This window comes from Mesorhizobium sp. L2C066B000 (genome assembly GCF_000502335.1).
GTDB lineage: Bacteria > Pseudomonadota > Alphaproteobacteria > Rhizobiales > Rhizobiaceae > Mesorhizobium.
The window spans coordinates 15,292-38,853 of sequence record NZ_AYWZ01000010.1 but is presented as its reverse complement, the minus strand read 5'-3'; the positions used below and the strand labels follow the sequence as shown (position 1 = coordinate 38,853).

At 63.2% G+C, this 23,562-nt stretch carries 29 protein-coding genes; 16 read left to right on the top strand and 13 right to left on the bottom strand.

Annotation, left to right across the window (positions count from 1 at the left end):
* Nucleotides 1–275 precede the first annotated feature (275 nt).
* The 4 genes from X733_RS146340 to X733_RS146355 form a co-directional block, all read right to left on the bottom strand.
* A complete protein-coding gene (locus X733_RS146340; protein ID WP_023673201.1) occupies nt 276–1,274 on the bottom strand; it encodes an LLM class flavin-dependent oxidoreductase in 999 nt (332 codons plus the stop codon).
* 22 nt (nt 1,275–1,296) lie between these two features.
* Complete coding sequence (locus X733_RS146345) at nt 1,297–1,500, bottom strand: arylamine N-acetyltransferase (protein ID WP_023819261.1); 204 nt, start codon at nt 1,498–1,500, stop codon at nt 1,297–1,299.
* 82 nt (nt 1,501–1,582) lie between these two features.
* Nucleotides 1,583–2,752, bottom strand: a complete 1,170-nt coding sequence (locus X733_RS146350) for an AI-2E family transporter (RefSeq protein WP_023681324.1) — start codon at nt 2,750–2,752, stop codon at nt 1,583–1,585.
* Between the two features lie 110 nt (nt 2,753–2,862).
* Entirely contained in the window at nt 2,863–3,924 is a 1,062-nt protein-coding gene (locus X733_RS146355) for an LLM class flavin-dependent oxidoreductase (protein ID WP_023819260.1), read from the bottom strand.
* 235 nt (nt 3,925–4,159) lie between these two features.
* Between X733_RS146355 and X733_RS146360 the strand changes: the two genes are divergently transcribed.
* Nucleotides 4,160–4,588: a DUF6481 family protein gene (locus X733_RS146360; RefSeq protein ID WP_023819259.1), complete on the top strand. Its 429-nt coding sequence runs from the start codon at nt 4,160–4,162 to the stop codon at nt 4,586–4,588.
* 85 nt (nt 4,589–4,673) lie between these two features.
* Here X733_RS146360 and sugE read toward each other — a convergent pair whose 3' ends face one another.
* Together sugE and X733_RS1000000171330 are read right to left on the bottom strand one after the other, a co-directional pair.
* Nucleotides 4,674–4,988: a quaternary ammonium compound efflux SMR transporter SugE gene (gene sugE, locus X733_RS146365; protein ID WP_023819258.1), complete on the bottom strand. Its 315-nt coding sequence runs from the start codon at nt 4,986–4,988 to the stop codon at nt 4,674–4,676.
* A gap of 213 nt (nt 4,989–5,201) precedes the next feature.
* The gene (locus X733_RS1000000171330) at nt 5,202–5,327 is read right to left on the bottom strand and encodes a hypothetical protein (RefSeq protein ID WP_006200611.1); all 126 of its coding nucleotides are present in this window, start codon (nt 5,325–5,327) and stop codon (nt 5,202–5,204) included.
* A gap of 213 nt (nt 5,328–5,540) precedes the next feature.
* Between X733_RS1000000171330 and X733_RS146370 the strand changes: the two genes are divergently transcribed.
* From X733_RS146370 to X733_RS146385, 4 genes are all read left to right on the top strand, one after another.
* On the top strand, nt 5,541–6,350 hold the full coding sequence (locus X733_RS146370) for a transglutaminase family protein (protein WP_023687480.1): 810 nt from the start codon (nt 5,541–5,543) through the stop codon (nt 6,348–6,350).
* Nucleotides 6,351–6,466: 116 nt separating this feature from the next.
* Nucleotides 6,467–7,420 (top strand): cation diffusion facilitator family transporter, encoded by a 954-nt coding sequence (locus X733_RS146375; RefSeq protein ID WP_023819256.1) that lies wholly within the window; start codon nt 6,467–6,469, stop codon nt 7,418–7,420.
* A 77-nt stretch (nt 7,421–7,497) separates the two neighbouring features.
* Nucleotides 7,498–7,902: a GFA family protein gene (locus X733_RS146380; RefSeq protein ID WP_023703802.1), complete on the top strand. Its 405-nt coding sequence runs from the start codon at nt 7,498–7,500 to the stop codon at nt 7,900–7,902.
* A gap of 81 nt (nt 7,903–7,983) precedes the next feature.
* Nucleotides 7,984–8,790, top strand: coding sequence for a class I SAM-dependent methyltransferase (locus X733_RS146385; RefSeq protein ID WP_023819255.1), 807 nt, complete (start codon nt 7,984–7,986; stop codon nt 8,788–8,790).
* Nucleotides 8,791–8,957: 167 nt separating this feature from the next.
* On the opposite strand, the gene X733_RS146390 is transcribed toward X733_RS146385, so the two are convergent.
* A complete protein-coding gene (locus X733_RS146390) occupies nt 8,958–10,211 on the bottom strand; it encodes a DNA recombination protein RmuC (protein WP_023819254.1) in 1,254 nt (417 codons plus the stop codon).
* 103 nt (nt 10,212–10,314) lie between these two features.
* Here X733_RS146390 and def point away from each other — a divergent pair, with 103 nt between their 5' ends.
* The 6 genes from def (at nt 10,315) to truA (ending at nt 13,913) form a co-directional block, all read left to right on the top strand.
* Nucleotides 10,315–10,845, top strand: coding sequence for a peptide deformylase (def, locus tag X733_RS146395; protein ID WP_023673213.1), 531 nt, complete (start codon nt 10,315–10,317; stop codon nt 10,843–10,845).
* Between the two features lie 99 nt (nt 10,846–10,944).
* Nucleotides 10,945–11,232, top strand: coding sequence for a hypothetical protein (locus tag X733_RS146400; RefSeq protein WP_023696043.1), 288 nt, complete (start codon nt 10,945–10,947; stop codon nt 11,230–11,232).
* Nucleotides 11,229–11,654, top strand: coding sequence for a type II toxin-antitoxin system VapC family toxin (locus X733_RS146405; RefSeq protein WP_023732763.1), 426 nt, complete (start codon nt 11,229–11,231; stop codon nt 11,652–11,654). Before X733_RS146400 ends, X733_RS146405 begins: the two co-directional genes overlap by 4 nt.
* Nucleotides 11,655–11,692: 38 nt before the next feature.
* Entirely contained in the window at nt 11,693–12,643 is a 951-nt protein-coding gene (gene fmt, locus X733_RS146410) for a methionyl-tRNA formyltransferase (RefSeq protein WP_023819253.1), read from the top strand.
* Nucleotides 12,640–13,146 (top strand): N-acetyltransferase, encoded by a 507-nt coding sequence (locus X733_RS146415; RefSeq protein WP_023819252.1) that lies wholly within the window; start codon nt 12,640–12,642, stop codon nt 13,144–13,146. Before fmt ends, X733_RS146415 begins: the two co-directional genes overlap by 4 nt.
* 11 nt (nt 13,147–13,157) lie before the next feature.
* Nucleotides 13,158–13,913 carry a tRNA pseudouridine(38-40) synthase TruA gene (truA, locus tag X733_RS146420; protein WP_023681338.1) on the top strand — a complete coding sequence of 252 codons (756 nt, stop codon included), beginning with the start codon at nt 13,158–13,160 and terminating at the stop codon, nt 13,911–13,913.
* Here the strand turns inward: truA and X733_RS146425 are convergent.
* Together X733_RS146425 and dapE are read right to left on the bottom strand one after the other, a co-directional pair.
* Nucleotides 13,910–14,515 carry a hypothetical protein gene (locus X733_RS146425; protein WP_023673217.1) on the bottom strand — a complete coding sequence of 202 codons (606 nt, stop codon included), beginning with the start codon at nt 14,513–14,515 and terminating at the stop codon, nt 13,910–13,912. The two genes, truA and X733_RS146425, sit on opposite strands and share 4 nt — an antisense overlap.
* A 2-nt stretch (nt 14,516–14,517) precedes the next feature.
* A complete protein-coding gene (gene dapE, locus X733_RS146430; protein ID WP_023673218.1) occupies nt 14,518–15,708 on the bottom strand; it encodes a succinyl-diaminopimelate desuccinylase in 1,191 nt (396 codons plus the stop codon).
* Between the two features lie 115 nt (nt 15,709–15,823).
* Here dapE and X733_RS146435 point away from each other — a divergent pair, with 115 nt between their 5' ends.
* Complete coding sequence (locus X733_RS146435; RefSeq protein ID WP_023819251.1) at nt 15,824–16,837, top strand: 2-dehydropantoate 2-reductase; 1,014 nt, start codon at nt 15,824–15,826, stop codon at nt 16,835–16,837.
* 66 nt (nt 16,838–16,903) lie between these two features.
* Here X733_RS146435 and X733_RS146440 read toward each other — a convergent pair whose 3' ends face one another.
* Genes X733_RS146440 through dapD form a run of 3 tightly spaced genes read right to left on the bottom strand, consistent with a single transcriptional unit; the run spans nt 16,904 to nt 18,951 of the window.
* Nucleotides 16,904–17,674 carry a hypothetical protein gene (locus X733_RS146440; RefSeq protein ID WP_023703796.1) on the bottom strand — a complete coding sequence of 257 codons (771 nt, stop codon included), beginning with the start codon at nt 17,672–17,674 and terminating at the stop codon, nt 16,904–16,906.
* Between the two features lie 21 nt (nt 17,675–17,695).
* The gene (locus tag X733_RS146445; RefSeq protein WP_081740697.1) at nt 17,696–18,100 is read right to left on the bottom strand and encodes a DUF805 domain-containing protein; all 405 of its coding nucleotides are present in this window, start codon (nt 18,098–18,100) and stop codon (nt 17,696–17,698) included.
* Complete coding sequence (dapD, locus tag X733_RS146450) at nt 18,097–18,951, bottom strand: 2,3,4,5-tetrahydropyridine-2,6-dicarboxylate N-succinyltransferase (RefSeq protein WP_023819249.1); 855 nt, start codon at nt 18,949–18,951, stop codon at nt 18,097–18,099. The genes X733_RS146445 and dapD overlap by 4 nt, the downstream gene beginning before the upstream one ends.
* Before the next feature lie 148 nt (nt 18,952–19,099).
* On the opposite strand from dapD, the gene X733_RS146455 reads away from it, so the two are divergent.
* Nucleotides 19,100–19,945 (top strand): LOG family protein, encoded by an 846-nt coding sequence (locus X733_RS146455; RefSeq protein ID WP_023681343.1) that lies wholly within the window; start codon nt 19,100–19,102, stop codon nt 19,943–19,945.
* Between the two features lie 80 nt (nt 19,946–20,025).
* On the opposite strand, the gene X733_RS146460 is transcribed toward X733_RS146455, so the two are convergent.
* The gene (locus X733_RS146460) at nt 20,026–20,745 is read right to left on the bottom strand and encodes a pyrimidine 5'-nucleotidase (RefSeq protein ID WP_023687469.1); all 720 of its coding nucleotides are present in this window, start codon (nt 20,743–20,745) and stop codon (nt 20,026–20,028) included.
* A 176-nt stretch (nt 20,746–20,921) separates the two neighbouring features.
* Here X733_RS146460 and X733_RS146465 point away from each other — a divergent pair, with 176 nt between their 5' ends.
* The 3 genes from X733_RS146465 (at nt 20,922) to X733_RS146470 (ending at nt 23,468) form a co-directional block, all read left to right on the top strand.
* Complete coding sequence (locus X733_RS146465; RefSeq protein WP_023681345.1) at nt 20,922–21,683, top strand: GGDEF domain-containing protein; 762 nt, start codon at nt 20,922–20,924, stop codon at nt 21,681–21,683.
* Nucleotides 21,684–21,861: 178 nt separating this feature from the next.
* Entirely contained in the window at nt 21,862–22,032 is a 171-nt protein-coding gene (locus X733_RS1000000170280) for a hypothetical protein (protein WP_023819248.1), read from the top strand.
* Nucleotides 22,029–23,468, top strand: a complete 1,440-nt coding sequence (locus X733_RS146470) for a GMC family oxidoreductase (RefSeq protein ID WP_023819247.1) — start codon at nt 22,029–22,031, stop codon at nt 23,466–23,468. The genes X733_RS1000000170280 and X733_RS146470 overlap by 4 nt, the downstream gene beginning before the upstream one ends.
* Nucleotides 23,469–23,562 lie beyond the last annotated feature (94 nt).

Here is a 23,562-nt window from a genome sequence, read left to right as displayed (position 1 = left end):
CCGGCACTGGGCGGCTTGGCGCGTATATAAGAACAGGCGGCATCGGGCGCAAGCATTCTGCGCATGGCATCCACCGCGCCGCGCTTGGCGCCTTTGAACAGCCGCCCGGCGGCCCGGATGTGCTCAAACCGCGCTCAAAACCCCAGGATCTGCGCGATCCCCCGGCGAAGCGCCCAGTCAGGGCTTCGAAACCACAAGAAAACGTCACCGATGCGTGAGAGAGGCGGCTCCTGGCTGAGGAAGGCGCCTGCCCACAGCAGACACAGGCAAAAGCGTCACGCGGCCTGCGACAGCGATTTATGCGCCTCGGCCAGGATTTCGAACGAGCGCACGCGTGCCGCATGGTCGAAGATCTGCGCGGTCACCATCAGCTCGTCTGCGCCGGTGCGGCGCACGAACGCGTCTATGCCTTGCCGGACGGTTTCGGGAGAGCCGACGACGGCGCAGGACAGCGCCTGCGAAATCATGGTTTTTGCCATCGGCTCGAGCGTCTGGTCATAGCCCTCGACCGGCGGCGGCAGGCGGCCGGCCCGCCCGGTGCGCAGATTGACGAAGGCCTGCTGCAACGAGGTGAACAGCAGTTTGGCCTCTCCATCGGTCGGTGCGGCGAAAACGTTGAGGCCGAGCATGACATAGGGCTTGTCCAGCTGTTCCGAAGGCTGGAAGCGCGAACGGTAGATCTCCAGCGCATGGTCGAGTTCGGCCGGCGCGAAATGCGAGGCGAACGCATAGGGCAGGCCGAGCATGGCGGCGAGCTGCGCGCCATAGAGGCTGGAACCGAGGATCCAGACCGGCACCTTCTGGCCTTCGCCGGGCACGGCGTGGATACGCTGGCCTTCCGCGGCCGGCTGGAAATAGCCCATCAGCTCGACGACATCCTGGGGGAAATTGTCTGACGCCTCGAGATTGCGGCGCAGCGCGCGCGCTGTTCCCATATCGGTGCCGGGCGCCCGGCCGAGGCCGAGGTCGATGCGGCCGGGGTGCAGTGCCGCCAGCGTGCCGAACTGCTCGGCAATCACCAGCGGCGCATGGTTGGGCAGCATGATGCCACCGGCGCCGACGCGGATGGTCTTGGTGCCGCCGGCGACATGGGCGATGACCACGGCGGTCGCCGCGCTGGCGATGCCCGGCATGTTGTGGTGCTCGGCCAGCCAGTAGCGCCTGTAGCCGAGCCGCTCGGCATGGCGGGCCAGGTCGAGCGAATTTGCCAGCGATTGCGAGGCGTCGCTGCCTTCGACGATCGGCGACAGGTCGAGAACGGAAAGTGCGGTCATGGGCCTCAAGCCTTTACGATGTTCAACTGCCTGACCCTGGTTTCGAAGGCGCGGTCGGGAATGACGATGTCGAGCTGGCGCCAAGCAACGGGTCCAGATTCTCGAACGGGATCGCCTGCGGATGCTGGCGATGCAGCGCGCTCAGCGTGTCGACCGACGCATCGATCGGACCGCGATAGCCAATGCGGTCGAAATAGGAATCGAGGTCGAAGGAGGCATCGTTCATCGCAGGGTCCGGGTTGACCGGCTCGATATAGGCACTCCGCCTGAAGACAACAAATGCGAGATGACGGACAGGCGCGGCAAGCTTATGGCGCGGCCTTTCCGTTCTCTTCGGCCGCTTCCTCCTCCACCACGGCCGTCTGCTGTGCGGCGAGAAAATTGCCGACATGGCTGAGGCCATCGAAATGATCGCAGAACACTTTGACGACGACCAGCAGCGGCACCGCCATCAGCGCGCCGACAAAGCCCCAAAGCCAGGACCAGAAGGCGATGGCGATGAAGATCGCCACGGCGTTGATCTCGAGGCGTCGGCCGACAACCATCGGCGTAACGAACTGGCCTTCGACGATGTCGCACAAAAGCACGAAGCCCGGCGCCAAAAGGGCGTAGGTGATCGAGTCGAAGCTGATCATCGCAATGACGCTGACCAGCACGATGGTGATCAGCGCGCCGACATAGGGCAGGAAGTTGAGCAGCGCCGCCATCGTTCCCCAGACGAGCGGGTTGGGCATGCCGAGCGCCCACAGGCCAAGGCCGATAACCGCGCCGAGACCGGCATTGATGACGGTGACGGTGAGCAGATAATGCGAGATTTCGCGCTCGACGTCATAGACGACGCGCAAGGCCCGCTTCTTCTCGCTGAGGCTGGCGAAGGACTGGATGATCTTCTCATAGAACATCGTGCCTGACGCCAGCAGGAACAGTGACAGCACGAAGATGATGGTCAGGCTTGTCCCCGCCGACAGGACGTTGCTGGCGGCGGCCGACAGGACGCCGGACTGCGCCATCGCCACCTTCTGGATGCCCGGCTCCTGCGAGGTCTCCGTCATCTGTTCGATCTGATGCGAGATCTGCATGATCCTCTCGAGCGGACGCCGCAATTGCGCCAGCCGTTCGGTAAGTTGTTGGCCGATCGACGAGGTGTTGTTGAGAAGGTCGATGACCGGGCCGCTGAGCAGATAGCCGGCAACGCCGAAGACGCAGATCGACAGCACGACCAACATTGTCGCCGAAACCACTTCCGGAATGCCGCGCTTGCGCAGGAAGCGCACGATTGGTGTCAGCGTCAGCGTCAGCAGGAAGGCGAGGATGACCGGCATGAAGAAAGCACGCGCGAAATACAGCGCGTAGATGGCCATGAACAGGAAGATCCCGATGAGCAGCGAACGCATCAGATGCGTGTCGGCACGCGCCACAACTCTCGCCTCTTCGGTCTCGGCAAGGCCAGCACCCAAAGCGGCGGGTTCGGCTTTCATGATTTTCCCTCAGCGGCGCACCGCAATTGGTGCTTTCCCCTGACGGAAACGCCTCTGCAAGCCCAAGGTTCCGTTAGCCGGAAAGGCCCTCAATCCGGGCCGCCCGTCGCTCAGGCGGCTGGCGCTGCGACGGCGACGCCGGGCTTGGCGGTCTCCTTGCGTACGATCGGCGCCACCTTGGTGCCGTACAGTTCGATCGCCTTCATGATCTTGGCGTGCGGCATGGCGCCGATCGCCATCTGCAGCAGGAAGCGGTCATTGTTGAAGATCTTGTGCTGGGCGACGATCTTTTCCGCCACCTGCTCCGGATCGCCGACGAACAGCGCGCCGTTCGGACCACGCGACTGATCGAAATGCGCCCGCGAGGTCGGGCCCCAGCCGCGCTCGCGGCCGATGCGGTTCATCACTTCGGCCTGCGGGCCATAGAAATCGTCGGCCGCCTGTTCAGTGGTGCCGGCGATGAAGCCGTGCACATTGATGCTGGTGGCAAGGCCCGAGGGGTCGGTACCGGCCCGCCTTGCGGCATCGCGATAAATGTCGAACAGCGGTGCAAACCGCGCCGGCTCGCCGCCGATGATGGCCAGTGCCAGCGGCAAACCGAGCACGCCCGCGCGCGCCGCAGATTGCGGCGTTCCACCTATTGCGATCCAGATCGGCAATTTGTCCTGCAGCGGCCGCGGATAGACGCCGCGGTCGTTGATCGGCGCGCGCAGATTGCCGGACCAGGTGACTTTGACGCCGTCGCGTATGGCCAGCAGCAAATCGAGCTTTTCGGCGAACAGCTCGTCATAGTCCTCGAGATTGTAGCCGAACAGCGGGAAGGATTCGATGAACGAACCGCGCCCGGCCATGATCTCGGCCCGGCCGCCCGACAAAAGGTCGAGCGTTGCGAACTGCTGGAAGACGCGAACCGGATCGTCGGAGGACAGCACGGTGACCGCGCTGGTCAGCTTGATGCGCTTGGTGCGTTCGGCGGCAGCGGCCAGCGCCACCACCGGCGCGGACGCGGCATAGTCGGGGCGGTGATGTTCGCCCAGACCAAAGACGTCGAGGCCAACCTGGTCAGCCAGCTCGACCTCCTCGATCAGATTGCGCAGCCGCTGATGCGGGCCGATCGCGCCGGGGCTGGGCTCCGGGCTGACGTCGGCGAAAGTGTAGAGACCGAGTTCCATGGCATGTCATCCAAATGTTCTGATTTGCCCGCTAGAGGTAGCGGCGAGCCGCCCCGGCCGCCAGAGGGGCGGATAGTGAACAGTGCATGTCGGTTTCGGCCGGCTTTGTTTCAGGGAAAACGCGTCTCCCGGCTGCAACAGCATAAACTTTCATGGCTGGCATACCGTTTTGGCGCTTGAACTCTCGGTTTTCGCGCGTATGTAAGCGTCGCGAATTGACTTCAGGGAAGTGGACTTGGCTATCTACAGGGAAAAAGACATTTTCGAGCGGCGCAATGCCGCGAACGAGGCAAAGAAGGCGCTTCTGGAGCGCTTCAAGTCGAAGCCGGCGGCTGATGATCCTGCGGTTCTGGCCAAACAGGCCGAACGCAAGGCGATTCTTGAGGCTCGCAAAATACGCGAGGCCGAAAAGGCCAGGCTGAAGCAGGAAAAGCTGGCACGCGAGGCGGTCGAGAAGGCCGAGCGCGAGGCAGCAGCCGAAGCGGCGCGTATTGCGGCCGAAGAGGCAGCGCAGGCTGAAGCGAAGATCAAGGAAGCCGAAGAAAACGAGCGCATCGCCCGTTTGCTGGCCGACGAAGCCGAACGCAAGGCCAAGCGCGACGCACGCTATGCGGCCCGCAAGCAGCGTACCGGCAGGACGCCTCCGGGCTTCTCCGCCCGCTAACGCTTCGATCGAAACGATCGGACATCAGGGTCGCCTTCCAGCGGCCCTGAATGTGTTTGTGCGTCGATTTCCTTGGTTGCTTTGCTCAGGCGGCGAGCTTCAGCCCCATAATGCCGCAGACGATGAGCGCAATGCAGGCGAACCGGATGGCCGTCGCCGGCTCGCCCAGCAGCCAGATGCCAAGCAGCGCCGTGCCGACCGTGCCGATGCCGGTCCACACCGCATAGGCCGTCCCGACAGGCAGCGTCTTGAGCGCTAGGCCGAGCAACCCCAGGCTGATGATCATCGAGGCGACAGTGAGCACCGTCGGCAGCGGCTTCGAGAAGCCGTCGGTGTATTTGAGGCCGATCGCCCAGCCGATTTCGAACAGACCAGCGAAGAACAGAAAAATCCACGACATCGGGATGCACTCCTTCCATGAGGATGGCGGGGCGTCCCGGCCGGACTTTTGAGAAAGGCGCGAGGTCGTCCTCGCCGCTTCGGCATAAGCGGCTGCGCCGGTCCGATCAACAAAACGCCGGCAGCATCGTTCATGCCGCCGGCGTCAAAATCTGCGCCGAAACGGTTTGCCCGGATCTCAACCGTCCCAAGATATTGACGACCTAAGGCGGGCTTACTTTTCCTTGAGCCTCATCGCCTTGACGGGCGGCGCCTTGAGTGCCGGAGCCGCGGCGGGCTTCTTGGCGTCTTTTTTCGGCTTGCGAGCTTCCTTGCCCGCCTTCATCGCACCTTTAGCCATGATTCGTTCCTCCAGTTGCTGGGAGGCCAAGTGAAACAAGAGAAACGCCGGACTGCAAGGGGGCGGGCGTCCGTCGCCGGCGCCGGCGGGCCGCTTTCAACCGGTTTCTAATTTGCTCGTAAACCATTCCGGTCCGTGCCATGGTTGCCTTCGCACTGCAGCATCGGCCATGCCTTCGCCCGGCGATGATCAGGAAGTGCGGTCAGGACGACAATGCGAATCCGCATCGGCAGCGAGATGAGTTTCGATTTTCCGCAGGAAACGCCGCTGATCGCGATGCTCAACGTCCACTACTCCAGGGCCTCCGATCTCGAGCGCCCGGATTTCCTGACCTCCAACCCGCCGGTGCCGATCCAGAGCTACCGCGACAGTTTCGGCAATTGGTGCAACCGTTTCGTCGCCCCGCCCGGACGCTTCACCTTCGGCACCGATTCGGTAATCCGCGACCCCGGTACCTTCGAGATGGGCGACCTGATGGCCTGGCAGCATGAGGTGCGCGACCTGCCGTCGGACACATTGCTGTTCCTGTTGCCCAGCCGCTTTTGCGAGAGCGATCTGCTGGCCAGCGAAGCCTGGCGGCTGTTCGGGCACACTCCGCTCGGCATTGCCCGCGTCCAGGCGGTCTGTGATTTCGTCCACAACCACATCGTCTTCAGCTACGGCAATGCGCGGCCGACCCGCACCGCGGCGGAAGCCTATCGGGAGCAAAGCGGCGTCTGCCGTGACTTTGCCCACCTCGCCGTCACCTTCTGCCGTGCGCTCAACATCCCGACCCGCTACTGCACCGGCTACATCAGCGACATCGGCCTGCCCAAACCTTGGGCGAGCATGGATTTCGCAGCCTGGATGGAGGTCTATCTCGGTGGCCGCTGGCATGTCTTTGACCCGCGCAACAATTCGCCACGCATCGGCCGCATCCTGATCGCCTCCGGCCGCGACGCCGCCGACGTGCCGCTGACCCACATCTTCGGACCGGGCACGCTGGCTGGTTTCAAGGTGTGGACGGACGAGATCATCGAATAGGGGCGTCTTTCCGCAAGCTGGCCTACAAGACCCTGAACGACCGGGCGATTCGTGCGTTGTGATGCCTGTGGAGCTCGGCGGCAGGGGCGTTACATCAGGTTCCTTGGAGGGACAGCATGGCAGCACATGGCGGGTCGAAGACGGTCATCTACGCGGCGCTCGCCGGTAATCTCGCTATTGCTGTGACCAAATTCGTCGCCGCCTTCTTCACCGGCAGCTCGGCGATGCTGTCGGAAGGCGTGCACTCGCTGGTGGATACCGGCAATGGCGGGCTGCTGCTCTACGGCATGCACCGCGCCGCCCGCCCGCCGGACCGCACGCATCCGCTCGGCCATGGCCGCGAGCTGTATTTCTGGAGCTTCATTGTCGCCCTGCTCGTCTTTGCGCTCGGCGCTGGCGTGTCCTTCTATGAAGGCGTCGTCCACATCATGGCGCCTGAGCCGGTCGCCAATCCCAAAATCAACTACATTGTGCTTGGCCTCTCGATGCTGTTCGAGGGCAGCTCCTGGTACGTGGCGCTGAAGGAGTTCCGCCAGCAGAAGGGCAAGCAAGGCTGGCTGCAGGCCGTGCAATCGAGCAAGGATCCGAGCGTCTACACGATCCTGTTCGAGGACAGCGCCGCCCTGCTCGGTCTGTTCGTCGCCTTCGCCGGCATATTGGCGGCCGAACTCCTCGACATGCCCGAACTCGACGGCGTCGCCTCGATCGGCATCGCGATGATCCTCGGCGCCACCGCCATCTTTCTGGCGCGCGAAAGCAAGGGATTGCTCATCGGTGAGCCGGCCTCCCCAGAAGTGCAGGCCAAGGTGCTGGCCATCGCCCAGCAGGATCCGGCAGTGCAGCGGGCCAACGGCGTTCTCACCGTCCATCTCGGCCCTCGACAGATCGTCGCTGGGCTGAGCATCGAATTCGAGGACCATCTGACGGCGCCTGAGATCGAAGCCTGTGTCGAGCGCATCGAGGCGCTCTTGAAAAAAGAAATGCCGGAGATCACCAGGCTGTTCGTCAAGCCGCAGACGACCGGAACCTGGGAGCACCGGCGCAAGCAGGTCGAGGCGGCGTCGGACTAGTTCTGGACCAGCAGTCCACCGTTGGCCCCATCGCCTGGTCCCGCTAAGATCACTCGACGGAATTCGGAGAATCAACCATGAAAATCGATGGTGGGTGTCATTGCGGCGCCATAGCTTATGAAGCAGAGGTCGACCCGGAAAAGACCTCTATCTGTCATTGCACCGACTGCCAGCAACTGACCGGCACCGCCTTTCGTGTCACTGTTCCCGCGCCTGAGGATCATTATAGGATCACCAAGGGAACACCGAAGGTTTATATCAAGACGGGATCGAGCGGCGCCAAGCGTGCCCAGGCGTTCTGCGGCGACTGCGGTTCGCATCTTTACGCAACGTCGGTTGGCGACGGGCCGAAGGTCTATGGGATCAGGGCGGGGACCGCGCGGCAACGCGAGGATCTCGTTCCGACCCAACAGAAATGGCACCGATCGGCCCTGCACTGGCTTCCGGAATTCGAGGGCGTAAGCATCGTAGAGGCGCAGTAGCACCTGCCTCCCGGTTAAACGCGGCCCAAACCAGCCAATAATGTGCTAGGCTAGCCATCAAACGGATGGCGGGGGATAGCAATGTCGGAAACGGACAAAGTGTTTGCCGGCTCGATTCCGGAAAACTACGACCGCTACATGGTGCCGCTGATCTTCGAGCCGTTCGCCGCGGATTTGGCACGACGGGCAGCGTCCTTGTCGCCCGGCGCCGTCCTGGAAGTCGCCGCCGGCACCGGCGTTGTCACCCGCGCATTGGCTCCAAAACTGTCTCCCGGCGCAAGCTATGTCGTGACCGACCTCAACCAGCCTATGCTCGACTACGCGGCCTCGCGACAAGCTCCCGACAGTCGTATACAATGGCGTCAGGCGGATGCTCTGGCGCTGCCGTTCGAAGATGCGGCTTTCGATCTCGTTTGCTGTCAGTTCGGCGCGATGTTCTTTCCCGACCGATCCGCCGGCTATCGCGAAGCAAAGCGGGTCCTGAAGACCGGCGGCCATTTCCTGTTCAACGTGTGGGATCGCATCGAAGAGAATGTATTCGCCAATGATGTGACGAATGCTCTTGCGGAGATTTTTCCGAACGATCCGCCCCGCTTTCTCGCCCGCACGCCGCACGGCTACAATGACATTGCATTGATCCGCGGCGAGTTGGAAGCCGCAGGTTTCTCCCGTGTGGTGATCGACACGAGGGCCGAACAAAGCCGTGCCTCCTCGCCGCGCCTTCCGGCGGTTGCCTATTGCCAGGGAACTCCGCTTCGCAACGAAATCGAGGCTAGAGGAAAACTGGAAGCCGCAACCGATCACGCCGCGTCCGTGATTGCAGCCAGACACGGCAGCGGCGAGGTTGCGGCCAAGATCCAGGCGCACGTGATCGTGGCTACGGTCTAATGCATGGCGCCCAGAAGTGTGCCGCGGTTCTGGGACAACGACATGCATCAAAACAAAGACTTTTAAAGCGCGTCGTATGAATCCGTTTCAGCGCGACGCGCTTTAATGCATGCCGCCCAGAAGTGTGCCGCGGTTCTGGGACAACGACATGCATCAAAACAAAGACTTTAATCGTCGCCTTCGACGACACGTAGCCTGAGCTGCCCCGTCTTGGAGTCCGCCACCCGCACCCCGGCTTCGGCCTTGGCGGGTCCGCCACCGCGCACTTCGGCTTCGCTTTCGCCAAACTCCAGCGCTTCGATCTTTTGGCCGCGCTTGGTCACCTTCGACGTCGACACCAGTATCTCGTCGATATCCTTGGCCGACTGGCCAAAATGCGTCTGCAACCGGCGCACGCGTTCGTCGACGCGCGCGACGTCTTCCATCAGCCGGATCACCTCGCCCTGGATCAGATGCGCCTGTTCGCGCATGCGGGCGTCCTTGAGGATGGCCTGGATGACCTGGATCGACAGCATCAAAAGCGACGGTGAGACGATGATGACACGCGCCCGGTGCGCCTTCTGGACCACGGCGTCGAAATTCTCGTGGATTTCGGCGAACACCGATTCCGACGGCACGAACATGAAGGCGGTGTCCTGCGTCTCGCCCTGGATCAGGTATTTTTCCGAGATATCGCGGACGTGAATTTCGATGTCGCGGCGGAAAGCCTGGGCCGCGATCTTCTGGTGTTCGGCGCCATCGGCGGCGCGGATGGCGTTCCAGGCTTCCAGCGGAAACTTGGCGTCGATGGCAAGCTGCGGCGCACCGTTCGGCATCCTGACCAGGCAGTCGGGACGGCTGCCGTTTGACAGCGTTGCCTGGAACTCGTAGGCGCCCATCGGAAGGCCGTCGGCGACGATCGCCTCCATGCGCGACTGGCCGAAGGCGCCGCGCGTCTGCTTGTTGCACAGGATCGCTTGCAATTGCACGACCTGGCCGGCCAGCGACTGAATGTTGCCTTGCGCGGTGTCGATGACCGCCAGCCGTTCCTGCAGTTTGGCGAGGCTCTCATGCGTCGATTTGGTCTGTTCGGTCATGGTTTGACCGAGCCTGCCGGTCATGGCGTCGAGGCGCTGGCCGATCAACTGGTTGAGTTCGGCCTGCCTTGCGCCGAACACGTCGGCGATGGCGCCCATGCGGCCCTGCATCTCGGCCTGGCTTTGCAAAATGCCGGCCATCCGCGCCTCGGCGTCGCGGGCGTGGTCGGCGGCTTCCGCCGCGGCGATGGTGCGCGCCTTGGCCGATCGCCACAGCGCCACGACAAGCGCCAGGAACAGGCCGAGAAACACCAGCGCGCCGAGGGCCAGTGCATGGCCGAGCGTGATCGTCGTGGCGCCAAGCCGGGCAACGGGTTCGGAAAGGATGGTGCTCAGGTCGTTCATCCCGCCAGCATAGCCGATTCGCAGACCTGGCACAGATCAAAACGTGAACGAGACCGATTCGCACCGGTTGACGCTTCTCCTGCGACGTTTTAGGTGAGGCGCCATGTCGATCAAGCCGCTCATCATCCTTCCCGATCCCATCCTGCGCCAGGTTTCCAAACCAGTCGAACGCGTCGACGCGCCTTTGCGCAAACTGGCCGACGACATGCTGGCGACGATGTATGATGCGCCGGGCATCGGTTTGGCCGCAATCCAGATCGGCGAGCCGCTGCGCATGCTGGTCATCGACCTCGCCAAAGAAGACGAGCCGCCGGCGCCGCATGTCTTCATCAATCCCGAAATCCTCGAAAGCGCCGACGCCCGCTCGGTCTACGAGGAAGGCTGCCTGTCGATCCCGGACTATTACGCCGAGGTCGAGCGTCCCGCCTCGGTGCGCGTGAAATATCTCGACCGCGACGGCAAGCTGCAGGAGATCGAGGCCGAAGGCCTGATGGCGACTTGCCTGCAGCACGAGATCGACCATCTCAACGGTGTGCTGTTCATCGACCACATCTCGAAGCTGAAGCGCGACATGGTGGTCAAGAAGTTCAAGAAGCTCGCCAAGGACAAGGCGCCGGGCAAGCTGGTGGGATAGGCCCTGCTTTCGGCGACTCGCACAAAATCCCGTCTCGACCCGCCCCTATTGAGAGACGCTTCCTAGCGTGATATCATTGATATCAGACTGGAGACTCAGATGGGCGATATGTTGATCAGAGATATTCCCGAGCCGTTGAAGCGTGAAATCGAGCATGCGGCACGCAAGGGCGGCCAAAGCCTCTCGATCAAGGCGATCGATTTATTGCGAAAAGGCATGGTTGCGGAAAAAGAAGGCAAGGCCGAGCCTGGACTCACGGCTTGGGATGCGATTCGCGCTGCCTTCGCCTCGGAAAATGCAATCAGCGACGAATTTGCGCAGATGATGGATGAGATCGAAGCGGAACGGAAACGCGACTTTGGCCGCACCATTGAGAATTTCGAGTGATAATCCTCGATACCAATGTCGTCTCGGAAGCGAGCCGGCCCGCGCCCGATCCAAACGTCGCTAAGTGGTTTCGCAGACAGGACCTGCTCGACCTCTATCTCTGCGGTCCTGTTGTCATGGAGCAGTCCTTTGGAGCCGAAAGGTTTCTCAACAAGACCGGCTCGGACCGCCACGTCCGTGCACTTGACCACCTGGTTTCGAAGCAGTTTTCGGGACGTGTCGTCGAATTTGCCGGTCCCATTCCCCGTCTGGCGGGCAAGCTCCGGGCAATGCGGGAAACTATCGGCCGGCCGATCAGCCTTTCCGATGCCATGATCGCTGCCATCTGCCTGTCGCACGACGCTATGCTGGCGACGCGCAATATTAAGGACTTCGAAGAGCTTGACCTCAAGATCGTAAACCCGTTTGAAGCAGACGCTTGAGCGGACTGCCGCGCGCAGAACAGGATACTGGACGAAAAATGCCGCTTCGCGTCATCTTCATGGGCACGCCGGAGTTTTCGGTGCCGGTGCTGCGCGCGATTGCCGAGGCCGGGCACGAGATAGCAGCCGTCTACACCCAGCCGCCGCGCGCCGCGGGCCGCCGCGGGCTGGAACTGACACCGTCGCCGGTGCAGCGCGAGGCTGAGCGGCTGGGCATCGAAGTGCGCACGCCGCTGTCGCTGAAGGGCGAGGCCGAGCAAGCTGCTTTCCAGGCGTTGCGTGCCGATGTCGCGGTCGTCGTCGCGTATGGTTTGCTGTTGCCGAAGGCTATTCTGGAGGCTCCGCGCCTCGGCTGCCTCAACGGCCACGCCTCGCTTTTGCCGCGTTGGCGTGGTGCAGCTCCCATCCAGCGCGCCATTATGGCCGGCGACGTCGAGACCGGCATGATGGTGATGCGCATGGAAGAGGGCCTGGACACCGGTCCGGTGGCACTGGTTGAAAAATGCGCCATAGAGCCCGATATGACGGCCGGCGATCTGCACGACCGCTTGATGAATATTGCTGCCACGCTGATGGTGGAAGCGCTGTCCCGATTCGAGACAAATACCCTGGCATCGACTTTGCAGGCGGCTGACGGGGTGACCTACGCCAGGAAAATCGATAAGTCGGAGACACGTGTGGACTGGACGCGCCCGGCTGCGGAGGTCCACAATCACATTCGCGGGCTGTCGCCATTCCCCGGCGCCTGGTGCGAGGCCGACATCGGCGGCCGCACGGAACGGCTGAAACTGCTTCGCTCCACGCTTTCTGAAGGTACGCTTTCTGAAAGCATGGGCGAGTCGGGAGGAATTCTCGATGACCGGCTGACGGTCGCCTGCGGGTCGGGCGCGGTCAGGCTGGTCGAAGTTCAACGGGCGGGCGGAAAGCCTGCTGCCGCGAAGGAGTTTCTGCGCGGGGCCAAGATCGAAAAAGGAATGAAGTTCTCATGAGCATGATGTCGATACGCGGCGCGACGCCGCGGGACCGCGAGGCCATACGCCTGGTCGAGGAACACGCATTCGGCCAGCAGGCGGAGGCCGGGCTGGTCGACGCTCTGGTCACCGGCGGCGACGCCGTTGTCGAACTGGTGGCGGAAGAAGACGGCCAGGTGGTCGGCCACATCCTGTTTTCCAGGCTGTTCGTCCAGAACGGCGGCAAGCAGTTCGCAGCCGTGGCGCTGGCGCCGTTGGCGGTGGAACCTTCGTTCCACGGCTCGGGCATTGGCGGTGCGCTGATCCGCGAGGCGCATATCCGCCTCAGGGATGCCGGCGAGACGCTCGCCGTTGTGTTGGGCGATCCGGCCTATTACGGCCGCTTCGGCTACAATCATGCGCGGGCCGAAGAGTTCGAGAGCGAATATCAGGGCGAAGCGCTGCAGGCGCTGGCCTGGGGTGACGCACCCGAAAAAGGCAAACTGGTCTACGCCCAGGCCTTTACCGCACTCGCCGCCTGAACGAAGGGTGTATGCCGCGTTTTCGTCTCGATATCGAATATGACGGCAGCCTCTTCGCCGGCTGGCAACACCAGGCGGATCAGCCTTCGGTGCAGCAGGCGATAGAGCAGGCGATCGAGAAATTTTGCGGTGAGGCGGTGCGGATACGCGCCGCCGGCCGCACCGACGCCGGCGTGCATGCGACCGCCCAGGTGGCGCATGTCGACCTCGCCAAGGCATGGCCAAACGACAAGGTGCGCGACGCCGTCAACGCGCACCTGCAGGCGGCAGGCGCGCGCATCGCCATCCTGCAGGCCACGGTTGTCCCCAATGAGTTCGACGCCCGTTTCTCGGCCACCGGACGGCACTATCTCTACCGCATCCTCAACCGGCGCGCGCCTGCAGCGATGGAAAAGGGCAAGGTCTGGTGGGTGCCGAAGCGGCTCGATGCGGACGCCATGCACGAAGCGGCGAAAGTCCTGCTCGGCCGACATGACTTTACCACCTTCCGCTCGACGCAATGCCAAGCCAACAGTCCGGTGCGGACGCTGGAGCGGCTCGATGTAAGCCGCCAGGGCGACCTGATCGAAGTCAGGGCCTCGGCGCGCTCTTTCCTGCACAACCAGGTGCGCTCCATGGTCGGTTCGCTGAAACGCGTCGGCGACGGCGGCTGGACCGCCGCCGACCTCAAGGCAGCGCTCGCGGCGCAAGACCGCGCCGCCTGCGGCCAGGTGGCGCCGCCCGACGGGCTTTTTCTCGTCGGTGTAGACTATCCGGAAAAGTTCTAAGCCGGAGCGGCGGTCGGCACAGTGATGCCGAGCAGCGCCACCAGGCCGAACAAGACGGCCAGAGACACCACCAACATGCCTGCGAACACGGCGCTGCCGACAGCCGCGCCCTTGCCGATCGCGGCGTTGGTCATCCGCCAGGAGAGTACCAGCGACAGCACCACCAGAACCAGCCACACCAATTCGGCAACCGGGTTGCCGGACGGCAGGAAAAGCCTGATCAGCGCTGAAGGCAGCAGCATCCAGGCAGTGATCGCCGACGCCCAGTTGCTGGCGACGACATAGTGGACGAAGCGGTCGCCGATGCCGGCGCGCGATGCGACCAGGGCAAGCACAACCAGGGGCAGCAGCCACGAGCCGAGGTCGACGGTCGCCAGGCGAATCAACATGCCCAGCCGGCCGGCGAACGCATTGGGATCGCCGATCTCGTTGGCCGTGCCGACCCAGCCGACGATCATCGCCGGCGCGGCGACGACGATGGCGAAGAAGGAATTCCAGAAGCCGTCCGCCGAAAGGTCGAGCAGCCGCAAGCCGTCGGCCTTTCCGAGCATCAGCCGCCAGGCGCCGTTAAGCGATGAAGAGGTCTCATCAACCGAAAGCATGATCAGCCCTGCTCGAACCAGTCATCGATGAAGCGCTGGTAGATTTGGGTCAGCGTCTCGAGGTCGGCCAGTGCGACGCGCTCGTCGACCATGTGCATGGTCTTGCCGACGAGGCCGAACTCGACCACCGGGCAATAGTCCTTGATGAAACGCGCATCCGAGGTTCCGCCCGAGGTGGACAGCGCCGGCTCCTTGCCGACTGTCGCCTTGATCGACCCGCGCAGCGTCTCGATCAGCTTGTCGTCGCGCGTCAGGAAGACATGGCTCGGCCGGTCGCGCCAGATCAGCTCGTAGTCGACCGGCGTCTTGCCGGTCCGGTATTTCTTGCGCTTCGCCGCCTGGTCGAGGCGGTTATGGATCTCGGCCTGCACCGTCTCGGCAGTCCATGTGTCGTTGAAGCGGATGTTGAAGGTGGCTGTCGCCTTGGCCGGAATAACATTGGTCGCCGGGTTGCCGACATCGATCGAGGTCACTTCCAGATTGGTCGGCTGAAAATCCTTCGTGCCCTTGTCGAAGACGGGCGACAGCAAGGCGTCGACCAGGCTGATCAGGCCGCGCACCGGATTGTCGGCGAGCAATGGATAGGCGACATGGCCCTGGCGGCCGTTGACCGTGACACTGCCCGACATCGAGCCACGCCGGCCGATCTTGATCATGTCGCCGAGCGTGTCCGGATTGGTCGGCTCGCCAACGATCGCGGCGTCCCATCTCTCGCCCCTGGCCGCCGCCCAGTCGAGCAGTTTTGTCGTCCCGTTGATCGCCGGCCCCTCCTCGTCGCCGGTAATCAGCAGCGAGACCGAGCCTTTCGGACCACCCTTTTTCTCGACATGGCGCGCCACGGCGGCGATGAAACAGGCGATGCCGCCCTTCATGTCGACGGCGCCGCGGCCATACATCTCGCCCTTGGCGATCTCGGCGGCGAAGGGCGGATGCGTCCACGACGCCTCGTCGCCCGCCGGCACCACGTCGGTATGGCCGGCAAACATCAGATGCGGCCCATTGCCGGAGCGACGCGCGTAGAGGTTCTCGATGTCGGGGGTGCCGTCTTCGGAAAACACCGGGCGTTCGACGGAAAAGCCGAGCGGCTTCAGCATGCCTTCCAGGGCAGCCAGCGCGCCGCCCTCGGCGGGCGTTACGGAGGCGCAGCGTATGAGGGTCGCGAGGTTGGCGGCGGGATCGGTCGGCAGTTTCATGGGCAAAGCGATAGTCGAAAGCGAAAGGCCTGTCACGGCCAGAGATGATGACCGGTCCTGCCGCCGACATTATGGTTTTCCTGTCGTATAGTGCAGGCCAACACGAGATAATCGCATGGCCAACGCCGAAAAGATCATCGTCATTGCCGGCGCCGGCAGCATAGGCTGCTATGTCGGCGGCTGCCTGGCGCTGGCCGGACGCAAGGTGGTGTTTTTGGCGCGGCCAAGCATCGCGACGGTCTTGCTGGACGGCGGCCTGCGCATCACCGATCTCGATAATCGCGACCGATCCATCCGGCCGGAGTCCGTCACCACTGATCCCGCCGCTGCCCTGGCCAGTGCCGACGTGGTGCTGGTGACGGTCAAGAACGGCGCTACCGAGGAGATGGCGTCGCTTGTTGCCGGACATGCGCGCGGCGAAGTCGTGGTGGTCAGCCTCCAGAACGGCGTCGGCAATGCCGACCGGTTACGCGCCGGGCTCGGTGGACGGACTGTGCTCGCCGGCATGGTGCCGTTCAATGTCGTCCAGTCGGCCATAGGCAATTTGCCGCTTCACGTGCATCGCGCCAGCAACGGCAAGGTCATGATCGAAGATGGCGTGACCGGCCTTGCCGGCCTTCTCGATGTCGAAGGGCTTGGCGTGGAAACCCATCCCGACATGAAAGCCGTTCAGTGGGGCAAGCTGCTGATCAACCTCAACAACGCGCTTGTCGCCTTGTCCGGCCTGCCGCTGGCGAGCGAACTTGCCGACCGCCGCTGGCGGCGGATCCTGGCCGGTCAGATCGACGAGGCCTTGGCGGCGATGAAGGCGTTACATATCGCGCCGGCGCGGATCGGCGGCTTGCGTCCCGGCCTGCTGCCGAAGCTGCTCCGGCTGCCGGACTGGCTGTTCCGGCTGGTCGCCCGCCGCATGCTCGCCATCGACCCGCAGGCGCGCTCGTCGATGTGGGACGACCTCCAGCGCGGTCGGCCGACCGAGATCGGTGACCTGCAGGGGGCCGTCCTGAGCCTCGCCGAAAAGGCCGGCACGCCGGCGCCTCTGCTGAAGCGGGTCACCGCGCTGGTGCGGCAGGCCGAGCGGGAAACGCGCGGCTCACCCGGGCTGACGCCGGAAGCCGTCACTGGATAGTCTACTTGCCGCGAGCCTCGGGCCTTGGCCCGCATAGCCCGAAAACAGGCGCGTGGGCCCGCCGCGTCACAGCTTTGGTGCGCGCCTCGGAGCCGGCGCTTTGCTCGCCGGGCCTGGCGCCGGCACGGGCTGCGCCGCCGGGTGGTTCTCGATCAGCGTGATCTTCTGCCAGATCTTGCGCGACAGGTTGGACGCCAGGTTCTCGACGTCGTTGACGCCGTCGATGACCACATCGTCATTGACGGACTGCGCAAACAGCGCCGCGATCTTGCCGGTGATCGACAGCATTTCCGAGCAATAGTCGAGGTAGCGCGCCAGGTCGGCGGCATTGGTGATGCGAGCCGGCGAATGCGCGGTCGGCCTGAAATTGGCGGACAATGCTGCCGGATCCTTGGTCAGCTGGTGCATGTCGATGACATGGATCAGCGATCTCAACCCATGCAGCTGGCGAAACACCCGCTTGCGCTTGATGCGCTCCTCGGTGCGGATCAGCGCCAGCAGGCCGAGCACGGCAAGGATCATCATGTTGATCGTGGCTTCGATGCCTTGCACCGACTGCACCGCATCGTCGGCCTGCGAGATATGGATGAGCGGCAGGATGGTGCCGACGAATAGGAAGGTCAGCGCGCCGGCGGCAACAGCGGCGACGATGGCGCCGCGCAGCCACCAGATCGGCGCTTCCAGCGCCTGCGCCGCCTTGGCCAGGTCGCGCGACAGCGACACCAGTTCGGCGGCGACGCCGCGCAGGCCGGCATCGGGAAAACGCTCGGCGACGCGCTCTTCCAGCCGCTCGGCGGTGTCGATGATCAGTTTCGGATCAAGCGTGCGGTAGCGCATGGCGAGATATCCGGTCGGCGCTCATGGTTCAGCCGGCGCGTTGCTGCGTTTGCCGTAGCGGTTCGGACCGGGGTCACCCCGGAAACACGCTAGAACGATGAGAAGAATGGGGCCGATGACAAGAGAGATCAACGCGTAATAAGTCGGCTTGCCGAAATCATGAAACCGCTTTGCGGTTACCGCAAAGCTCGACCATGTCGAGATGAGCAAAACGACCCAGAACACAAGTGCCCAGTTCTGGCTGGTTGCGGTGCCGGGTTCCAGTCTCGACAACTGGTAGAGCGGGAAAAACTGTGCAAGCACCAGCAGCAGCCCGGCGAGCACGTAGGCACTTGGGCTGACGCGCCCTGAGAGGCTGAAGAAAAGCCAGGGAAGTGGTGGTGTCTTGGGCAATCTGGAGCGCTCTGGTTGCTCGGACAGGATCAATCACGCAGCAGTTCGTTGATCGAGGTTTTCGACCGGGTCTTGGCATCGACGCGCTTGACGATGACGGCGCAGTAGAGGCCAGGGCCCGGATCGTTGTTCGGAAAGGCCTTGCCCGGCATCGAGCCGGCGACGACGACCGAATTCGGCGGCACCTCGCCATAAAACACTTCGCCGGTGGCGCGGTCGACGATCTTGGTCGACTGGCCGATGAACACACCCATTCCGAGCACCGAGCCTTCGCGCACGATGCAGCCCTCGACCACTTCGGAGCGCGCGCCGATGAAGCAATTGTCCTCGATGATGGTCGGGCCGGCCTGCATCGGCTCCAGCACCCCGCCGATGCCTACGCCGCCCGAGAGGTGCACATTCTTGCCGATCTGGGCGCAGGAGCCGACCGAGGCCCAGGTGTCGACCATGGTGCCGCTATCGACATAGGCGCCGACATTAACGAAGGACGGCATCAGCACCGCGCCCGGCGCGACATAGGCCGAGCGGCGCACGATCGAAGACGGCACGGCGCGGAAGCCTGCCTTCTCGAAATCGACCGCGCTCCAGCCGTCGAACTTCGACGCCACCTTGTCCCACCAGACCGCCTGGCCGGGGCCGCCCTTGATGATCTCCATCGGATAGAGCCGGAACGAGAGCAGCACCGCCTTCTTCAGCCATTGGTTGACATGCCATTTGCCATCGGCCTGGCGCTCGGCAACGCGCACGGTGCCACGGTCGAGCAGGTCGAGTGAGGACTGGATGGCGTCGCGCGTTTCGCCCCGGGTCGCGGTCGAAATCGTGTCGCGCTCCTCGAAGGCCTTCTCGATCGTCTTTTCGAGGCTGGCCAGATCAGGCTTCGACATGAATTCGCTCCGTTACCACGCTGTTAAGGCCGTCGGCCTTAACCTTGTTTTGAAAGTCGCGCGGACCCTATGTTAAGGCGTATTGGGGGTCAATCGCGCGTGCGCCATGGGACGGCGCAAGTGAACTGTTGGGACGGGTAGAAAGCATATGACTCCTATGGAAAAGGCGGGATGGACGCCGCTGCCGCATTCGGACGAGGATCTGGAGCGCTCGAAAAGCGTTCCCGACACGCCGCAGACGCGCGCCGAAACCTACCGGCTGGCCTGGAACGATCCCGACTTCATGACGCGCCGGGAATTGCGCGCTGTGCGCTTGCAGCTTGAGCTCTTGAAGCCCGAAATGATCCTGGCCGAGCGCGGCATCCGCTCGACGGTCATCCTGTTCGGCGGCGCGCGTATTCCCGAGCCCGGCGGCGAGGCCTGGGCCGCCAAGAACGAGACGCAGAAGAAAAACCTCGAGGAAAACAGCAAATATTACGAGGAGGCGCGCAAATTCGCCCGCCTCTGCTCACAGCAATCGGCCACGTCCTACTACCGCGAATTCGTCGTCGTCACCGGCGGCGGTCCAGGCGTCATGGAGGCGGGAAATCGCGGCGCCGACGATGTCGGCGCGCCGTCGATCGGCCTCAACATCGTCCTGCCGCACGAGCAGGCGCCGAACGCCTATGTGACCCCGGAGCTGTGCTTCAACTTCCACTATTTCGCCATCCGCAAGATGCATTTCGTCATGCGCGCCAAGGCCGTCGCGGTGTTTCCGGGCGGCTTCGGCACCATGGACGAATTCTTCGAGACGCTGACGCTGATCCAGACCGGCCGCATGGAGCGCGTGCCGGTGATCCTGTTCGGCAAGGCGTTCTGGCAGCGCGCGATCGACCTCGATTTCCTGGCCGAACAAGGCACCATCACGCCCGGCGACCAGGATATCATCGACTTTGTTGACACCGCCGACGAGGCCTGGGGGATCATCAGCCGCTTCTACAAGTTGGGGGAGTAGGGGAACCGGGAATTGAAGAACTGAAGAATTGAGGAAAAGGAGGTCCGGATCGGTCTCCCTTTCACCAGTTCTTCAATTCTTCAGCTCCTCAATTCCTCTACCCCCTCCACTATCCCCGTCAGAAACGTCGCGAGATCGTCGGTGACGAAATCGACGTCGTCCTCATTGGCCGGATCGCGTTCCCAGATCTCGGCAAAGGTCGGCTCGAAATTGCGCGGCACCACCAGCACCGTGGTCATGCCCAGTGATTTCGGCACCTCCAGGTTGCGGGCGAGATCCTCGAACATCACCGCATTGTGTCCGGTGACGGCGTGCAGTTCGGCAAACTTCTCATAGGTCTGCCGCGACGGCTTCGGCGTCAGCCCGGCGGCGACGATATCGAAAATGTCGTCGAAATGGTCGAGTATGCCGAGCTGGCGCGCGGTGCGCTCGGCGTGCCTGCGGTCGCCATTGGTGAAGATGAACTTGCGGCCGGGCAGCTGGCGGATGGCGGTGCCCAGCACCGGATCCGGCACCAGCCACGAATAGTCGATGTCGTGCACCTTTTCGAGAAAATCGTCGGGGTCGATGCCGTGGCGCGTCATCAGCCCGTTCAGCGTCGTGCCATATTCGAGATAGAGTTCCTTCTGCAGCTTGCGCGCTTCCTCGCGCGGCAGCGTGAGCAGTTCTCCGACATAGGCCGTCATCTTGACGTCGATCTGCGAAAACAGATTCGAATGGTGCGGATAAAGCGTGTTGTCGAGGTCGAACACCCAGTCGGTGACATGGGCGAAGCGGGCGGGATCGGGCAGCGTGGTCATGGCGTCCTTATGGCATGAAATATCTGCCGTTCGAACCCCTTTCTGATGTAGAGCTTATCCACAACCTATGTGCATCTAGAGTTGTAAAAAATGGGCTCACCATTCAAATTTTAGCCATCACGGAAAGGTGGCCTTCAGGGCTTGCTGGCACAGAGACGGTTCAGTGGGAGCCAGCGATGAGTCGCATAGTCTTAAAGTCCGCCGCGGTCGCATTCGGCTCGGTAGCCATCTCGCTTTTGCTGACGCTGATCATCGTTCCCGCCATGGGTTTTCCGGTCGACCGCACTGTCTGGCTGACATCGACGGTGTGCCCGCTGGCGCTCGCCTGGATCGCCTGCGCCAGCACCTTCTGGCAGAGCGACCGACTGAAAAACGCGCATCGCGATCTCGCCCGCGCGCATGCCCAGCTCGCCGCCGCGCATCGGCGCCTGTCGGCGAAGGCGAGCCGCGACGACATGACCGGCATGCTCAACCGCGAGAGCTTCTTTGCCGCGTTGGACGGCTCGCGGCGCAAATCCGATCGCGGCGCGCTGCTGATCATCGACGCCGACCATTTCAAGGCGATCAACGACAGTTTCGGCCATCTGACCGGCGATGACGCACTGGTGTTGATCGCCAGCGCCATCGAGCGCGGCGTCCGCAGCGGCGACGTGCTCGGCCGCATTGGCGGTGAGGAGTTCGGCGCCTTCCTGGTCGGCGCTACGGAAGCCGAAGCCCGGCGCGTGGCCGAGCGCATCCGCCGTGAAGTCGAGCTGGTCCGCTTTCGTCCGGTCGACGAGCGCACGGTGCCGCTGACCGTCTCGATCGGCGGCATCACCTGTGCGCAAGATGCCGATGTCTCGGACCTGATGCGCGCCGCCGACCGCCGGCTCTACGAGGCCAAGCACCGCGGCCGCAATTTGTCGATCCTCGACCGGGACATTTCCGAAGCTGCGTGAGGTGTTGGTGGTGGGGCTGTTAACGGTTCGCCAACATTGTTTCCACGCAACTGCGCCGTTTACCGGGTTGTAACTCGTTTACAGGCAAGGCTTGGCACGGGAATGGCATGTCTGGCCGGTACGTGTGCCGTTCAGGGAACGCCATGCGTGGATCGAAGCCCCCATCCAGAGACGTGTCATGAGTTTGTTCATCAGGAAAATGTCGCGCCGCACCATCGTGCAGGCGCTGATTGCGATGCCGGCGCTACAGCTTTTTCGCAAGCTGCCTGACAGCGACCGCCCCCCGGCCGATCCCGACGAGATCGTCGTGGTCAATGGCTGGATCCTGAAGCGGAGCGACCTGGCATGATCTTCGACTGCTATGAGGCGTTTCGAGCCTCGGATTTCAAGCCCAAGGTCTGCATTCTCGGCTCCGGGCCGGCCGGCACCACCATTGCCAGAAAGCTCGGCGCCGCCGGCATTCCGGTCGTGGTGCTGGAGGCCGGCGCACGCGAATTCAGCGACGAGTCGCAGGATTTCTACCGCGGCTTCACGGTCGGCGATCAATATTTCGATCTCGACATCACCCGGCTGCGCTTCATGGGCGGGTCGTCGAACCACTGGGCCGGCTGGTGCCGCGTGCTCGACAAGCAGGACTTTGAGCCCAAGGCATGGGCGCCGGACACCGGCTGGCCAATCGCCCGGACCGACATCGAGCCCTATCTGTCCGAGGTGCACGACATACTCGAGCTTCCCGACTTCAAGCCCGATGTGCCGATTTCAGACGACATACGCTGGGTGCAGCTGATCAAGAGCCCGGCCGTGCGCTTTGGCGAGAAATTCTCCGACGAGCTCGACAAGAGCAAGAACATAGCGCTCGTGCTCAACACCTATGCCACCGAACTTGCCGGGGACGGCAAGCGAGTGACCGGCGCCAGGCTGTGGTCGAATGGCAAGGATGCCGGCGCCTTCAGCGCCGATTGTTTCATCGTCTGCGCCGGCGGGCTGGAGAATTCGCGGCTGCTTCTATGGTCGAACCAGCGCTCGAATGGCGGCGTGGTGCCGAACGCCACGGCACTTGGCCGCTACTGGATGGAGCACCCGACCTTCGAGGGCGGCAATGCCATCCTGGCCGATTACAGGGAGTTCGAGGTTGATGCCGTCAACGAGGCGTTCTTCTCGCCGACGCTCGCCGCCATGGAGCGGCTGCAGATCATGAATTTCGGCATACGCCTGATCGAGACGCCCTATGCCGGCGTCAAGAGCCTGATTGCCGACCTCGCCTGCACCGCGCCCGAGGCCGCCGAATGGGTCGCCTACCAGCTCAGCCAGAACCTGCGCTGCGCCGCCCAGCTCTACGTCGCCTGGGAACAGGCGCCGCTGGCCTCGAACCATATCGAATTGTCGAAGACCGATGTCGACCGTGCCGGCGTGCCGCGCATCGAGCTGCACTGGAAGAAGTCGCCGTTGGAGCGCCGCACCATCCTCGAGGGGCTCAAGCTGTTCGGAACGACGCTGATCGAGAAGGACCTCGGCCGCGTCCGCATCATGGACTGGCTGACCAATGGCGAGGACTACCCGACGGATGAGGAACTGGCCGGCCACCACCACATGGGCGGCACGCGCATGGGCACCGATATCACCAAGAGCGTGGTCGACGCCAACTGCAAGGTGCACGGCATGGACAATCTCTATGTCGGCGGCTCGTCGGTGTTCTGCACGTCGGGCGAATGCAACCCGACGACGACAATCACCGCACTTGCCTGCCGGCTAGGCGACCATCTGACCAAAGTAATCACGGTGTGACGAAGTCATCCACGGTGTGACGAAGTCATTACCGTCTGATGTCAAAAAAGCGAACGGCGCGACAGGATTGCTGCCGGCGCTACCCATGCCTTGG